Below are 15264 nucleotides of genomic sequence, written 5' to 3'. Positions count from 1 at the left end.
TCACTCTTCGAGCAGTTCAACAGTGTTTCCGTCGGGGTCGTACAGGTATACTACTTGGGCGCCATTCTCAAGCGTCTGTGGCTCGCTCACGAATTCGACAGAGTCCGACAATTCCTCGTACTGTTGGTCAACGTCGTCGACGGCGAGACAAAAGTGAGACGCACCGATAGTGTCGTTCGAGACGCCTTCATTAGCGTTCCCGCCACCGTTCTCGTATTCGAGAAGTTCGATGCTACACCCGCCTGCGTCCAGGAACACGATGTCAACATCGACGTCCTCGACATCGACGAACCGGCTGAACGCCTCGTCGTCGAATCCAATCTGATCAAGCTCATCCATTCCGAGCGTATCGCGGTAGAACGCGACCGACTCTTCGAGATCCGATACTGTGATGCCGTAATGATGTGCTTCTCCAATCATTGGTCGTAATTGTGATAAACTGTTTTCAGCTGCGTGTACTCGAGAACGCCGTACTTTCCATCTTCTCCGCCTATCCCCGATTCATTCCAGCCGACGTGATGGCCCTGCCATGACTCACCGAGCGTACGATTGATGTAGGTTTCACCGAACTCAAGGTCTTCAGCAGCCTGCATCGCCGTTGCATAATCGTCGGTGAAGACGTACGACGAGAGGCCATAACGCGAATCATTCGCGTATTCAATCGCCTGTTCGAGCGAGTCAATCTCCATAATCGGACTGACCGGGCCGAACACCTCCTGTTGCATGATGTCCATATCCTGTTCGACGTCAGTGACGACCGTCGGCTCATACCAGTAACCGGTAGCGAACTCCTCGTCACTTGGTCGCTGCCCGCCCGTGAGCACCTGCGCGCCTGCCTCAGTGGCCTGTTGGACCGCCGTCTCAGTTTTCTCGAGTTCACGTTTGTTGACGTGTGGTCCCATATCCGGGTTCTCGCCCGGATCACCGATAGTGACGTCCTCAGCAGCCGCAACATAGCGCTCTTCAAACTCCTCTCGGACGTCCGAATGAACATAGATGCGCTCAGCGCACGTGCACACCTGTCCAGTGTTCGTGATTCTGGCTGTAAGGATGTCCTCAACCGCGGCGTCGATATCGGCATCCTTCCAGACGATAGCCGGCGCTTTCCCACCGAGTTCGAGCGAGACATGCGCCATTGTGTCTGCAGCGTCGCGCATGATCTGTTTACCCGTCTCAGTGTTACCGGTCATCGAAATCATGTCGACCGTCTCGTGGGTGACCAGTGCATGGCCGACATCTGGCCCGCCAGTAACCATGTTGAGTACGCCTTCTGGTAAGGGGGCGTGCTCGTCGACGAGTTCGACGAGACGGAGTGTTGCAAGCGGTGTTTCCTCGCTTGGCTTCGCTACCATCGTGTTACCAGTAACGAGCGCCGGTGCGAGCTTCCTGATGAACACCGCGAGGGGATAGTTCCACGGGATGATGCCAGCTACGACACCGTGCGGACGACGGAGAATATGAATCGATTCGTTCCGAGCGTCACCCGGAACAATATCACCCTCGATACGGCGATCCCAGCCAGCCATGTACTCTGCAAGTTCGACGGCGCCTTCAATCTCACCGTGAGCGATATCCAGCGGCTTTCCCTGTTCGTCGACGATCAGTTGCGCAAGTTCATCAGCATGATCCTCCATCACAGCCGCGATATCACGGACGAAGTCGCCACGCTCTTTCGCTGGCCGTTTCGCCCACTCGTATTGGGCCGCCTTCGCAGCAGTGACGGCTTCATTGACTGCTCCAGTCGTCGCCTCGGGCACTGTCGCGATCGCCTCCTCCGTGGCGGGGTTCGTGACGCTGATTCCAGTATTACTTTCGATATCTTTCCATTCGTTGTTCGTGTATACGCCTCTCACGCTCCGCGATGACATGCACCAGTATATGCACAGTCGAGTTGTATAAATATTAGGCTGAAGGAAACCCTTCCATCATTTGTGAAGACAGTACGGAGCGGAAAACGTTATGTCCCCCCCGCCGTGGATATAGCACTATGTATCGCGTACGATTTCGCGACCCAGCAGGTACGGTACGGAACGGAGAATGGACCGCTAGCGGAGTAACGTTCGGCAATGAGACGTACGACCGCGACGAAGTAGATATTCTGGCGCCAGTCGACCCGTCGAAGATCGTCTGCGTCGGTCTCAACTACGAGAACCACGCTAAGGAGTCCGGAATGGAGATTCCGGACCGTCCACTATTGTTCCTGAAACCGCCGAACACTGTCGCTGGACACGGCGATACAACTCCGCTCCCGGCCGGCAAGGAGCGCATCGAGTATGAGGCCGAACTCGGTATTGTGATCGACCAACAGTGTCGCAATCTCGACGCTGAGGATGCAATGGATGTGGTGGCAGGATACACCTGCGTCAACGACATCTCGAACCGCGATGATCAGGAAGTCGAGACGAACTGGGTTCGTGGGAAAGCGTTCGACAGCGCGGCGCCGCTTGGCCCCGTCGTCGCGACGCCGGATGAGGTTGAGAACGACGCCCGCATCACCCTGCGAGTTAACGGCGAGACGAAACAGAACTCGTCCAGGGCGGAGTTCATCTTCGACGTTCCGGAACTTCTCGAGGAGATCACGCGCTATATGACGCTTGAACCCGGTGACGTTGTCTCAACTGGGACGCCTGAAGGAGTTGGACCACTTTCAGACGGCGATACCGTCGAAGTTGATATCGAGGGTATTCCGACTCTCGAGCATACTGTCCGTCAGGAACGGTAGTTGCGTCGCGTCTGGTACAGGATTCGACGCTATGAGAGATCCAGACCGGGTCTAATTTTATCTCCAGATTATCAGCGTAAGTTATATAGTTAATACTGTCACTGGATAACGTATGGCTTCAAATAGCCTGCGCGAGCGACTCGCCAGTGGCGATGAACTCGTCGGAACGTTTCAAATCACCGCATCGCCGATGGTCGCCGAAACCATCGGTGAGACGGACTTAGATTTCGTGGTTCTCGACCAAGAACACGGCCCGCTCACGGCCGAAACGACTGCTTCACTCACGATGGGTGTCGACAACACCGACACATCAGCTGTCGTCCGTGTCCGGTCGAACGACCCACCGGAGATTCAACGCGCGCTAGATCTTGGAGCAGAGGGGGTACAGATCCCCCAGATTGAAACCGCTGAAGATGCGCGGACCGCAGTCGACGCTGCTCGGTTTTCACCAGTTGGCGAGCGCGGATTCTCGATGTACGTCCGTGCTGGGGAGTACATCGGCTCTGAATCCTATACCGAAGACCAGAACGAGCAGACTACTGTTATCGTTCACGTCGAGGGCGAACGCGGCGTTGAGAACATCGACGAAATCCTGTCGGTTGATGGGATCGACGTGATCTTTCTCGGTCCATACGACCTCTCGCAGTCGCTCGGCGTTCCGGGGCAAATCAACCACGAACGAGTTACCTCGCTCATGGAGGACGTCTGTGAGAAGGCTGCCGACGCCAACAGGGTTGTCGGAACCCATGCCGACGATCCGGAAACCGCACGGCGCTGGCTTGATGCAGGCGCCCAGTATGTCACACTCTCGGTTGAACTACCGACGCTTCACGACGCATTCGACAGCGCGTACCACGATGCAGTCGCCGACGAATAATATATAATCAAATTCCAAGGTAGCTACTATGATCGATCCAACTCAACTGAGCGATCCGAACGCAGAGTACACGATGCGGGATCTTTCCCAAGAGACGATGAACCTCTCGGACGAACAGGCAGTGACGGATGCGGAGATCACTGACATTCAAACGACGATGGTCGACGGGAACTATCCGTGGATCCTTGTACGGGTGTACACTGATGCTGGTGTCGCCGGCACGGGCGAGTCCTACTGGGGTGGTGGTGACGCATCCATCATTGAGCGGATGAAGCCGTTCCTGCTGGGCGAGAACCCAACTGACATCGACCGGTTGTATGAACACCTCGTTCAGAAAATGTCTGGTGAGGGCTCGATCTCGGGGAAGGTCATTTCCGCGATCTCTGGGATAGAGATAGCGCTTCACGACGTCGCCGGTAAATTACTGGGTGTTCCAGCTTACCAGTTACTCGGTGGGAAATACCGCGATTCTGTGCGTGCGTACTGCGATTGTCACACCGAATCAGAAGCCGACCCTGAAGCATGCGCCGATGAGGCCGAACGCGTTGTCGAGCAACTCGGCTATGACGCTCTCAAATTCGACCTCGATGTCCCAAGTGGGCATGAGCGTGACCGTGCGAACCGCCACCTGAACCCGCTCGAAATCCAGCACAAGGTTGATCTGGTTGAAGCAGTGACCGAACGCGTTCGCGGGCAGGCCGAAGTCGCATTCGACTGTCACTGGACATACAGCGCCGACAGTGCGAAACGACTTGCAGAGGCGCTTGAGCCGTATGATGTCTGGTGGCTCGAGGATCCAGTTCCGCCGGAAAACCACGATGTCCAGCAAACAGTTACAGAGGATAGCTCGACGCCGATTGCGACCGGTGAGAACGTCTATCGGACGCACGGTCAGCGCCGACTCATCGAGGAGGAGGCAGTTGACATCATCGCGCCTGACATCCCCAAAGTCGGCGGCATGCGCGAGGGCCACAAAATAGCCGCCTTGGCCGATATGTACTACCTCCCGGTGGCAATGCACAACGTCTCTTCGCCAATTGGAACGATTGCAAGCGCGCACCTTGGCGCGGCAATCCCGAATGTACTGGCCGTCGAATACCACTCATACCAGCTCGGCTGGTGGGACGATCTCGTCGAAGAAACCGTCATCGAGAATGGCCGCATCGACGTGCCACCGGATCCTGGCCTTGGTCTGACGCTGGACATGGACGCTGTGGAAGCTCACATGGTGGAGGGAGAGGAACTCTTTGACCCAGCCTGAAACTACTGTCCGGTGAACGCTTTCGAAGATATTCACTCAGGTTCGGCGGTACAATTATATCCCTTCGTTCAAACATTCGAATTGTACATGAAGTACTATCGGTTGATCGACGGCTGCGAGTCTCGACTGGCCGCCGCCGGCACGAACACAGTATACGACCTGACCAGTGCCCGGTCAAATGTACAGTCATTCCGTGATCTGGTTCAAGCTGCCGTAGCAGTCGGTGAAGATATCGATGCGGTAGCGGAGCGAATGGTGTCGAACGCTGAGCAGATTGACCTCAGCGAGCAGATCATTGATGTACCGGTCAACGCAGAAGAGATCTGGGCCGCAGGTGTGACATACAGAGTCAGCGAGGAAGCGCGCCAATCCGAGAGCGAAATGCCGGACGTCTACCAACAAGTGTACGACGGCGACCGCCCAGAAATATTCTTTAAAGCGACGCCGAGCCGGACCGTCGGGCCAGGATCAGCGGTGGGCGTGCGGTCGGACTCCGGTTGGGACGTTCCTGAGCCAGAACTCGCGGCCGTACTCTACGACGGCGACATCGTTGGCTACACAATTGGCAACGACGTGAGCAGCCGCTCGATCGAAGGAGAAAACCCTCTATATCTCCCCCAGGCCAAAGTCTACGATAGATGCTGCTCGATCGGTCCCTGCATCGCTTCCCCCGAAACGGTCGGCGATCCCCATGACCTCTCGATCTCGATGACGATCGACCGCGACGGTGAGACTGTCTTCGAGGGAGAGACGGAAACATCGAAAATGGTAACAGAGTGTGAGGAACTCGCTGCCGCCTACACGCGCTCTAATCCCACTCCAGAACTCGCCGTACTCCTGACGGGAACATCGATCGTCCCCGAAGACGAGTTCACACTCACAGAAGGCGATGAGGTGGGCATCGAAATCGAAGGAATTGGCACGCTCCAAAACGGCGTTACCACTGTCTAAGTAGAGCTGGCTCCTGAGGACGAATAGTTAGCGTCCAGTACTATTCCGCTTCCGCTCGTCATTTTCCTATTCTAACTCCTCTCATGGCCTCAATAGTGGCCTTCCGTAGCGCTGAGTTACCCCTAGTCGGCTATCTGGGTGAGGAGCACGTACTAGCGCAGAATAGATTGCTTGTCGAGACCGATACGTTTAGTTAATCATGGTTGAAATAGACTCCTGTGAGCGAGTTAGAGATTACCGATGTGGAGACGTACGTCGTATCGAATCCATGGAAACCGTGGGTGTTTGTGGAACTCGAGACAAACGAGGGAATAACTGGACTTGCCGAAGCGACAACTCACGGCAAGCCTCGGACTGTCGCAGCAGCGATCGAGGAGATGCAGGACTACTTCATCGGCGCAGACCCATTCGATACCGAACGGTTGTTCCTCGAAATGTATCGCGACGAGTGGTTCTCGAAGAACGTCGTTAATACGACCGTCATCAGCGCGATCGACATTGCGTGCTGGGATATCAAAGGAAAGGTCCTCGACCGGCCACTCTACGAACTCCTCGGTGGTGCCGTTCAAGGCAGCGAACTTCGTGCGTATGCAAACGGGTGGTACACTGACGTGGACGGTGACCCGGAGAAATTCGCCGAGGCAGCCGAACGAGTTGTCAATGATGGCTACGACGCCATGAAGTTCGACCCGTTCGGGAATGCGTGGGAGCGCATGACTCGTGACGAATTGAACCATGCTATCGATATTGTTCGGGCAGTACGGGATGCAGTCGGACCAGACATTGACCTACTGATCGAAGGCCATGGTCGGTTTACTGCTGGAATGGCCGTTGAGGTCGCGGAGAAGCTCTCGGAGTTCGATCCGACGTGGTTCGAGGAACCGTGTCCGCCAGATAGCATCAATAGTCTCGGGAAGGTCGCCGCGAAATCCCCGGTTCCCATTGCTACTGGCGAACGACTGATGACGCGCTACGAATTCCGCGACTTGCTCGCGAATACGGACGTCGACATTATCCAACCCGATCTGGTGAACACAGGCGGTGTGACTGAAGGACAGAAAATCGCCGCGATGGCGGACGCCGAGCATGTTAATTTCGCTCCCCATAATCCACAGGGACCGGTAGCGACGGCCGTCTGTGCCCACGTTTGCACCAGCGTTCCGAACTTCTTCATTCAGGAAGTATTCGAAGACTACGACGTAGACTGGAAGACCGACCTGCTCGAAAAGCCACTTAAAATCGAAGACGGACATCTCCACCTTCCGGACGGACCCGGTCTTGGAGTCGAACTGAATTCAGACGCTCTCCGCGAGCACGCATATAACGAAGAAGAGGTCCACACGATCAATCTCTTCGAGAAAGATTGGGAGGGGCGGTCACTCCCCGAAAACTAAGAGGCGGATACTGGACGTCACCAAACAGATTTTCCGTTCCGATCAGTCGTGAACAGCTTCGGGGGTCACCTCCGAAGCGCTCGACCTGTCTTAATTGTAGACGTGGACGCTGCCCGTCTGGTTCGCCTCGATGAACTCCCAATCGTACTCGACACCAAGTCCCGGATCGTCCGGGACAGCAACCGTCCCGTTTTCGTCGACGGTATCAATCATGTCGGAGTAATCGCCCTTGTAGACGGGCGGTTGAGTGTTCTGGCAGTCGGGATGGACAAGCGCCAGTTCATAATAGTTGGAGTTACGTGTCGCAGCGATACAGTGTCGCTGAGCTGGGCCCGGTGCATGGAACTCGACGTCGATGCCGAACCCTTCTGCTACATTAGCAACCTTCATTGCACCAGTAATACCCGCATCGTATTCGGGGTCCGCTCGGAGGAAGTCGGTTGCCTCGTTCGCAACGAAATCTGTTTTCAATTCTAGCCCACGAACGTGTTCCGTCTGGAGAATGGGCGTATCGAGTTTCTGGGCGAGCTTTCGATGTCCGTGCTGTGAGATGCCACCGTCACGGTAGGGATCTTCGTACCAGAAGAATCCGGCCTCATCACAGGCTCGGCCGACTTTTAGGGCGTCGGCAAACGTCTCGTACTCGCAGGCAGGGTCACACATGAGGTCCATCTCGTCCCCGACCCGATCACCCAGTTGCAAGAGCGTCTCCACCTCTCGGTCGATGTTGCGTGAGGTGTCGGAGCCGCCCCAACCATGGACTTTGAAGCCACCGTACCCCATCTCGCGACACTCCTCGGCGAAATCAGCGAATGCTTCAGGAGAATCGAGCCCCCCGTTTTCGTCGCCATGGTACGTTGACGCGTATGCTGGGATCCGCTCGCGATATGTTCCGAGCAGTTCGTGTATCGGCGCATCGTAGTATTTCCCAGCGAAATCCCAGAGTGCAATGTCGATCGGTCCCATGCCCATGCGATCGTACTTGCGAAGGGCACGCTTGATTTCACTCCAGTGTCGCTCCCGGTTGAGTGGGTTCTTTCCCACGAGATAGTCAGCAAATGTGTTGATCTGGGCCGCTCCAGGAGAGTTCCCGCCGACGTACTCACCAGTTATCCCTTCGTCAGTGCGGATTTTAATCCCAAACAGCTTTCGCTCAACCGTGCTACCCGGGTCGTAGACGAGATTGAATCCGTGCGTGTCGTAGCTAGTGTCTTTGATCGGGTAGCTGAACTCTGTACTTTCGATTTCCGTTATCGTCGGCCCCATACAGATAACCAATCGAGTCACTATTATAAAGGTATGCTTCTAGTGGATCACACAAGCAAAGGAGCCTGATTTACTGGCTGCGACCAAGGTTCGTGAGCGAACTCCGTCCTGACCGTTGTTCTTTCATCTTTCCTCACCGTCTCAGAACGTCTACTTCGAACATAGTAGTTTCAGCCAGAATTCACAAATGAGCTACCGAAACAATCATGGATGACATGCACAATGAACGAAACACAGTGACTCAAGAATGGAATAGCCACTTTCTGAAATTCCGGCAACATACACCCCTCTCACAGCCATCGGAACCAGGAGACCAGTAATGGATGGAAACGACCGTCGGATACTCACAGTAACCGCGACAGGACACGCGCTCGTCCATACGTTTGAACTTTCCATCCCAGTGTTTCTCCCCGTCTGGATGGAAGCATTCGATCTCTCAGTAGCGATGGCTGGCGCTGTCGCGTCGCTCGGTTACGCCGCGTTCGGAATCGGTGCGCTCCCTGGCGGAGTGCTCGTGGACAGGTATGGATCGAAACCACTGATTGCAGGATCACTTGTGGGCATGGGGTCGGCGTTCTTGGCGCTGCTCGTCGTCCACGATGTGGCCGTCTTTGCGCTCGCGCTCGTTCTCTGGGGGATGGCAGCTAGCGTCTATCATCCGGCCGGTCTTGCGCTCATCAGTACCGGCGTCAAGGAGCGTGGCAAAGGATTCGCGTATCATGGCATTGCAGGGAACGTAGGCACCGCGCTCGGTCCCTTAGCAGTCGTGGTGTTGCTCGGTATGAGGGATTGGTTGACGACGGTTGTCGCACTGGCCGTGGTGGCAGTGGCGGCTGGAATATTGGCTGCCTCCGTTGGTATTGACGAAGACCGCGCTCTCGGAACTGAATCCTCGTCAACTGCTGCAACGGATGGTGGGATGCAATCGTTCTCGCAGTTCCTCACGACGTCGCGGCGGCTCTTTGTCAGCGGGTTTGGTATCGTATTTGTGGCTGTAATGTTCGAGGGAATCTACTACAGAGGTGTTCTCACGTTCCTCCCAGGTATTTTCGAGTCGACGCTCTCGACGATGTCGATTCCGACCGGTAACTCGTCGTCCCGGTATGCATATAGTGCACTTCTTTTGGTTGGGACCATCGGCCAGTATCTCGGCGGACGACTCTCGGACCGAATCGACCCGGCAAGAGGGCTGGCAGGCGTATTCGCTGCATTAGCGGTTGCCGCACTCTTATTTGAGCCACTCGTTTCGCTCGGAGTCACCGGCGTCGCCGTCACTGTTCTCTTGTTCGGGATTCTCCTGTTCGGCGAACAGCCGTTGATGCAGGCAACTGTTGCTGAGGAGTCGCCTCCAGATGTGCGCGGACTCACGTATGGTTATACGTACCTCGGGGCGTTCGGTGTCGGCGCACTCGGTGCCGGTCTTACGGGTGCGTTTCTCTCGGCTTCGAGCCGAACGGCTCTCTTTATCGTGCTCGCAGCGATTGCCACAGTTGCGGCAATCGCAGGTCTTCGCGTCTACTGGCGACGAACTACGTGATGTTTCCCACCGCTCACGATAGATGCTGAATAGGTTTAACTGCGAGGCTGTGCTCTCCCCGTTTTCATCCGATGCCGAAAAATGTCTAAGAGAGGCCACCATAGGTGTGACTGAAGATGGAATCCTTCAAAAACTATATCGACGGTACGTGGCAGGAGTCCAAGTCCGGCGATACGTTCGAAACCACCAATCCGGCCGATACCGACGAGGTAGTGTCGGAGTTCTCTCTCGCTCACGAGGAGGACGCAAACCAAGCTGTCGAGGCCGCCGACGCTGCACAGGCCGACTGGGAAGAGATACCAGCACCTACTCGTGGGAAAGTGCTCCGGGAGACGGCCAAGCGACTGGACGACCGGAAAGACGAACTCACCGAAACGCTCGTGCGTGAGGAAGGAAAGACTCCCGCCGAAGCCGGTCCAGAGGTGCAGCGGGCAGTCGACATTTTCTACTACTACGCCGAGCGAGCGATGGATTACGACGGCACTGTCAAGAAGTCCAGTAACCGTGACCGCGACCTGTATACAGTTCGGGAACCAATGGGGGTCGCAGGTCTTGTTACCCCGTGGAACTACCCCATCGCCATCCCCGCGTGGAAGATGGCGCCCGCACTGGCCACCGGCAATACGCTAGTGATCAAACCGTCGGTTGAGGCGCCGACAGTCCTCGCAAAGGTTTTCGAATGTCTCGCTGAGGCACTCGAAGAATCTGATGCACCTGACGGCGTCGCGAACATGGTTGTCGGCAGTGGCAAGGAAGTCGGTTCGACCATTCTTGAACACGATGCAGTCGACACTGTCTCATTCACGGGTAGCCGGAAGGTCGGCGAGATGATCTACCAGCAAGCGACTGATAGTCAAAAACGCGTTCAGACCGAGCTTGGAAGCAAAAACCCCACAGTCGTCATGCCCAGTGCAGACGTCGAAAATGCTGCCCAGATCGTCGGCAACGGAGCGTTCGGCGTTACCGGACAAGCGTGTACTAGTACCGAACGGGCACTCGTCCACGAGGAGGTGTACGACGAATTCGTCGAGGAACTCACGTCGTTTGCCGACGATATCGACGTAGGTCCAGGACTCGAAGGTGCAGATATGGGCCCGCAGGTCACGGAGAGTGAACTTGAGGGCACGCTCGATTATATCGAGCTTGCTCAAGAAGAAGGCGCGACGCTCGAATACGGTGGCGAGCGTGTCGAAGACGGTGATTGTGAGAACGGGTTCTTTATTGAGCCGACCATCTTCACCGACACTGAGTCCGACATGCGAATTATGCAGGAGGAGGTATTCGGGCCATTCGTTGGTGTCATGCCCATCAGCAGTCTCGACGAAGCGATCGAAGTGACGAACGATGTTGAGTACGGCCTGTCGGCAGGAATCATTTCGGACAATCACAGTGAGGTAAACCGCTATATTGAGGAAGCTGACTTCGGTGTTATCAAAGTCAACGAGAAGACGACGGGACTGGAACTGCACGTTCCCTTCGGTGGGAAGAAGGCTTCCTCGAGTGAGACGTACCGCGAACAGGGCGACGAAGGGATGGATTTCTTCACCATCATCAAGACCGTCTACGATACCTCCTGATCGTTCCGATATAGCGAAGGAGCGTCGCGATTTTTTCTGGCATTCTTTTCCTCACACGTAGTTACGATCCCGCTATCGACGGCGGAGGCTATCGTAGCTTAGACCGACACGCAGGTCATACTGACAGAACTTAGCGGCGAGATAGAAACTGCGAACTCCCAGAAGACGCTGGCGTACCCCTCAGTGGGCGAAGCCCACGATTTCAGTCGTGGGAGTAGTCACCGTTCCCTCTCGAACAGATACTGAATGAACTCTCTTCGGAGTGGCAGGTGGTCCGGGGTCTGTGATGTTGACGTCATCGGCTGTTGGACTGCCTGCCCGTACCGAGCACAGTTGGATTAACTGGTATGGGTCAGGCCATGTATCTATTTGTATATGGCCACTGCTGTATTCTGTCCACGATTGAAGCCGTTGGACACTTCTAGCAGACTTACTGATATTGACTGCCTTCGTTGCCAGCTTAGTCTACGGATCCCTACAGTTCGGCATTTCCGAAAGGGTGTGCCGATAGTCAGAAACAGCTCCACCTACATTACAGGCCTACAACTGTAATGAATGCCTGCCGTTACCAAACACCCATTTATTTATTCCGAACACAGAACGACAAGAGTACTCGCTTCACCCATTTCGCAGTAACAGCGTCGCCCACCAGCGGAACACATCCATTGAACAATGGCGGAGGTTCCGACACTACTGGACCACTGCACAGCACTACAGACAGTCCATTCTCAGTCTACGACTACCAGAACCCGTCGAATTGAAGGCCTTGTCTCCGTCCTGCCCCTTCATCCGCAAGAGTGTCGAATGAACGAGATTTCAGGGTGGGGAAGAGCGGAGTTGGAGGAGAAACGCAACAAGTTGGTGGATTACACGTCGTTGACGAGGTTCTCGGGGGCGCCTCCATTTAGGAGACGTTCGATATCGCTGGTCACGGTCCGACGGAGGGTGTCGAACGACTCTTCAGAGTACCATGCAATGTGCGGCGTCACAACGACCTCATCCTGTTTAGACAGCGATTCATTCTCCGGCGGTTCATTTGGGAGGACGTCAAGGCCTGCGCCAGCTATCTGCCCATCCTTGATTGCCTCCGCCAAAGCGTCGGTGTCGATAACTGACCCTCGCGACGTATTAACAAGAACGGCAGTATCTTTCATCTGGTCGAACGCGTCGGCGTCGAACATTTCTTCCGTCTCCTCGGTCAAGGGGGTGTGGACCGAGATGTAATCCGACCGGTCAAGTAGAGCGTCGAACGAGACTTTCTCAATGCCTTGGCCATCCAGCTTTTCCTCGGAGACGTACGGATCATACGCGATGACGTCAACGCCGAACCCGTTGACCTTCTGGACGAGGTGCTGGGGAATTTTCCCGAACCCGGCAAGTCCGAGCGTCCGCCCACGCATGCAGTGAATCGGACGTCCGCCAGTCCAGTCCCACGTTCCATCTTTGACAGCCGCGTCGAGCGAGGAGACTTTCCGCACGCACGCTAACAGGAGTGCAAATGTATGAGTTGAGACTTCGTCCTCACAGTAGGAGGGAACATTTACTACCTGCACTCCGTGGTCGTTTGCCGCGTCAAGATCAACATTGTCAACGCCGATTCCGTATCGACCAACTGCTTGAAGACCGTCAAGCCGTTCAAAGACTGTTTTGGTGATTGGAGCGTACTGCACTAACAGTGCGTCTGCCTCGACTGATTCCGCCGCTTCGATAACTTCCTCGGCAGTGGACGCCTGCGCGGTTTTCAGTTCCGTGTTTGTTCCATTCAGTACGTCACGTTCGATGTTCGAGTCGGGGAAATCCGAATCCGTGATTAGTACCGTTGGCATCTATTGATAGTTCAGTGCCTGGTCTTATATATACTTACCCGGTTATATCTGGTCGGTCTTTCCGCTCGAACTATGTTCGTCCATCAACCATCTCATGTTACTGGCGACGGCCGTCTTGTTCGTCTGTGAGCCCGAACTACTGGCCTTCACCGATAAATATTAGTGTATGTGTTTGGTACCAATAGTCAGAGTGTGAGATAACGATGTGCGCAGGGGTAGACACCGACAAAAGTCTCTCACAGACGGAGGTCAGTCAAGAGACGACCCAGAAGCAACGAGACGATCAAGACAATATCACGTATCCAGAACCACCAGAAGAGCTGAAACCAGGATCACGAAACTGGCGAAAGTTACTTCTTTACTTTGGACCAGGAGCGATCGTCGCCTCGATGACGCTCGGTTCCGGTGAGACCTTCTTCGCACCACGCGGTGGTGCGTTGTTTGGCCTCTCGATTCTCTGGGCATTGGTCTGGGCAGGGCTCGTGAAAGGGGTCATGCTGTACTCCGGCGTTCGGTATCGAACGCTCACCAGCGAAAATATCATGTCTAGATGGGCGAAGCTTCCAGGGCCGCGAGGCTGGTTCTCGCTACTGATGGGTCTGCTTGCACTGGTGGCGTTCCCATCATGGGTCGGCGGCCTTTCGAAGATGCTTGGGCAGGTCACGGCGTGGATTGTCGGAATGCCCGTAAACAACACGACCTCTGCCGGGATCGGGACCATAATGATATTTGTCACGTTTGGTCTCGTCATCTTAGGCGGCTACGACAACGTCGAAAATGCACAGATAGCCATCGTTGGGTTCCTGTCAGCCTCAATGGCCGTACTCGCGATCGCTAGTGCCCCACCGCTCGGTGGCGTCGCCGCCGGGCTCGTCCCGAAGATTCCGAACTACGCGCCGTTTGTCCAGCAAGATTATCCAAGTATCGCAGAGCGTGCCGTCTGGGTTGAAGTGGTCACGTATATGGGCGCTGTCGGCGGTGGTATCTACGACTATATCGGATACACCGGCTATTCGAAAGAACGAGAATGGGGAATGTTCAAACGGTCTGACTCCGAGGACGTCCAGAACCTCATGCGTCAACTCGAACCCGGCGAGACTGCCCCTCTCAATACAGACTCAGACAACGTTACACGCGGACGTTCGTGGCTCAAGGCCCCGCAGATGGACGTACTGATATCGTTTGCCGCGATCACGTTCTTTACGGGCGCTGCAATGGTGCTAGGTGCACTGAGTCTCCACGAGGACGGACTCGTCCCGTCAGAGTTCGACCTCTTTACGTACCAGGCTAGTTGGTTCACTGGTATTGCTCCTGGTCTCGACATCCTGTGGGAGGTTGGTGTTTTTGCAGCTCTCTTTGGGACAATGTATGCATTATGGGAAGGATACACGTGGACATGGCTGATGTCGTTCCGGCCGTTTTCCTCCCGTATCCGGGAACTGGAACGCACCGGTATGACCAAGGCCCGAATACTGACATTCCTCTACTGTGGCGGCCTCGGTCTAGTCCTGATGTGGTCGGACCTGAGTGCCGTCACCATCGTCACGCCAGCTTCGATCCTCGGCGGCGTTTTCGGATGTGGACTTTGGTGCTTTGGCATGCTCTGGGCGGAAAAGACGGCTCTGCCGTCTGAATTCCAGGGAAGCACAACCTACTACGCCGCTCTGGTCGCATCGGGTCTGTTCCTGACATTCGCAGGTGTCATCTCTATCATCGAGTACCTCGGCTTGATGTCATTCTAAACAGCACAGCGAGAGTTTCACGGATTACCTAACTCATGATCGTTTTTCGGTCGGCGTCATAGGTCGACCACTGACAACGATGGCTACCAAACTTATTTAATGATCGAAGCA

Annotated in this window: 12 protein-coding genes; 8 read left to right on the top strand and 4 right to left on the bottom strand. The window is 55.3% G+C overall.

Translation table 11 applies throughout. The features are described from left to right. Both ACRYA2_RS22680 and aldA read right to left on the bottom strand, forming a co-directional pair. Positions 1-420 (bottom strand): VOC family protein, encoded by a 420-nt coding sequence (locus ACRYA2_RS22680; RefSeq protein WP_433633338.1) that lies wholly within the window; start codon positions 418-420, stop codon positions 1-3. Then, positions 417-1868, bottom strand: coding sequence for an aldehyde dehydrogenase (gene aldA / locus ACRYA2_RS22675; protein WP_433633336.1), 1452 nt, complete (start codon positions 1866-1868; stop codon positions 417-419). Before aldA ends, ACRYA2_RS22680 begins: the two co-directional genes overlap by 4 nt. A gap of 119 nt (positions 1869-1987) precedes the next feature. Between aldA and ACRYA2_RS22670 the strand changes: the two genes are divergently transcribed. From ACRYA2_RS22670 to dgoD, 5 genes are all read left to right on the top strand, one after another. Further along, entirely contained in the window at positions 1988-2722 is a 735-nt protein-coding gene (locus ACRYA2_RS22670; RefSeq protein WP_433633334.1) for a fumarylacetoacetate hydrolase family protein, read from the top strand. Positions 2723-2834: 112 nt separating this feature from the next. Further along, positions 2835-3599, top strand: a complete 765-nt coding sequence (locus ACRYA2_RS22665) for an HpcH/HpaI aldolase family protein (RefSeq protein ID WP_433633332.1) — start codon at positions 2835-2837, stop codon at positions 3597-3599. A 28-nt stretch (positions 3600-3627) separates the two neighbouring features. Next, positions 3628-4860, top strand: coding sequence for a mandelate racemase/muconate lactonizing enzyme family protein (locus ACRYA2_RS22660; protein WP_433633330.1), 1233 nt, complete (start codon positions 3628-3630; stop codon positions 4858-4860). An 87-nt stretch (positions 4861-4947) separates the two neighbouring features. Beyond that, on the top strand, positions 4948-5811 hold the full coding sequence (locus ACRYA2_RS22655; protein WP_433633328.1) for a fumarylacetoacetate hydrolase family protein: 864 nt from the start codon (positions 4948-4950) through the stop codon (positions 5809-5811). A gap of 218 nt (positions 5812-6029) precedes the next feature. Then, positions 6030-7205, top strand: a complete 1176-nt coding sequence (gene dgoD, locus ACRYA2_RS22650) for a galactonate dehydratase (RefSeq protein ID WP_433633326.1) — start codon at positions 6030-6032, stop codon at positions 7203-7205. A gap of 90 nt (positions 7206-7295) precedes the next feature. On the opposite strand, the gene ACRYA2_RS22645 is transcribed toward dgoD, so the two are convergent. Beyond that, the gene (locus ACRYA2_RS22645) at positions 7296-8471 is read right to left on the bottom strand and encodes a mandelate racemase family protein (protein ID WP_433633324.1); all 1176 of its coding nucleotides are present in this window, start codon (positions 8469-8471) and stop codon (positions 7296-7298) included. Positions 8472-8790: 319 nt separating this feature from the next. On the opposite strand from ACRYA2_RS22645, the gene ACRYA2_RS22640 reads away from it, so the two are divergent. Next, complete coding sequence (locus ACRYA2_RS22640) at positions 8791-10008, top strand: MFS transporter (RefSeq protein ID WP_433633322.1); 1218 nt, start codon at positions 8791-8793, stop codon at positions 10006-10008. A gap of 116 nt (positions 10009-10124) precedes the next feature. Continuing rightward, positions 10125-11585, top strand: coding sequence for a 2,5-dioxovalerate dehydrogenase (gene xacF, locus ACRYA2_RS22635; protein WP_433633320.1), 1461 nt, complete (start codon positions 10125-10127; stop codon positions 11583-11585). Positions 11586-12451: 866 nt separating this feature from the next. On the opposite strand, the gene ACRYA2_RS22630 is transcribed toward xacF, so the two are convergent. Then, positions 12452-13411, bottom strand: a complete 960-nt coding sequence (locus tag ACRYA2_RS22630; RefSeq protein ID WP_433633318.1) for a C-terminal binding protein — start codon at positions 13409-13411, stop codon at positions 12452-12454. A gap of 389 nt (positions 13412-13800) precedes the next feature. On the opposite strand from ACRYA2_RS22630, the gene ACRYA2_RS22625 reads away from it, so the two are divergent. Next, positions 13801-15153, top strand: a complete 1353-nt coding sequence (locus tag ACRYA2_RS22625) for an Nramp family divalent metal transporter (protein ID WP_433633316.1) — start codon at positions 13801-13803, stop codon at positions 15151-15153. The last annotated feature ends 111 nt before the right edge of the window (positions 15154-15264 follow it).

Source organism: Halomicrococcus pelagicus (genome assembly GCF_050954125.1).
This window is presented reverse-complemented; position numbering and strand designations above follow the sequence as displayed.

Excerpts from the sequence above, each read along its gene's own strand:
- xacF (WP_433633320.1), top strand. The coding sequence starts at position 10,125 with ATGGAATCCTTCAAAAACTATATCGACGGTACGTGGCAGGAGTCCAAG.
- ACRYA2_RS22670 (WP_433633334.1), top strand. The coding sequence starts at position 1,988 with ATGTATCGCGTACGATTTCGCGACCCAGCAGGTACGGTACGGAACGGA.
- aldA (WP_433633336.1), bottom strand. The coding sequence starts at position 1,868 with ATGTCATCGCGGAGCGTGAGAGGCGTATACACGAACAACGAATGGAAA.
- ACRYA2_RS22660 (WP_433633330.1), top strand. The coding sequence starts at position 3,628 with ATGATCGATCCAACTCAACTGAGCGATCCGAACGCAGAGTACACGATG.
- ACRYA2_RS22655 (WP_433633328.1), top strand. The coding sequence starts at position 4,948 with ATGAAGTACTATCGGTTGATCGACGGCTGCGAGTCTCGACTGGCCGCC.
- ACRYA2_RS22630 (WP_433633318.1), bottom strand. The coding sequence starts at position 13,411 with ATGCCAACGGTACTAATCACGGATTCGGATTTCCCCGACTCGAACATC.
- ACRYA2_RS22645 (WP_433633324.1), bottom strand. The coding sequence starts at position 8,471 with ATGGGGCCGACGATAACGGAAATCGAAAGTACAGAGTTCAGCTACCCG.
- ACRYA2_RS22680 (WP_433633338.1), bottom strand. The coding sequence starts at position 420 with ATGATTGGAGAAGCACATCATTACGGCATCACAGTATCGGATCTCGAA.
- ACRYA2_RS22665 (WP_433633332.1), top strand. The coding sequence starts at position 2,835 with ATGGCTTCAAATAGCCTGCGCGAGCGACTCGCCAGTGGCGATGAACTC.
- ACRYA2_RS22625 (WP_433633316.1), top strand. The coding sequence starts at position 13,801 with ATGACGCTCGGTTCCGGTGAGACCTTCTTCGCACCACGCGGTGGTGCG.
- ACRYA2_RS22640 (WP_433633322.1), top strand. The coding sequence starts at position 8,791 with ATGGATGGAAACGACCGTCGGATACTCACAGTAACCGCGACAGGACAC.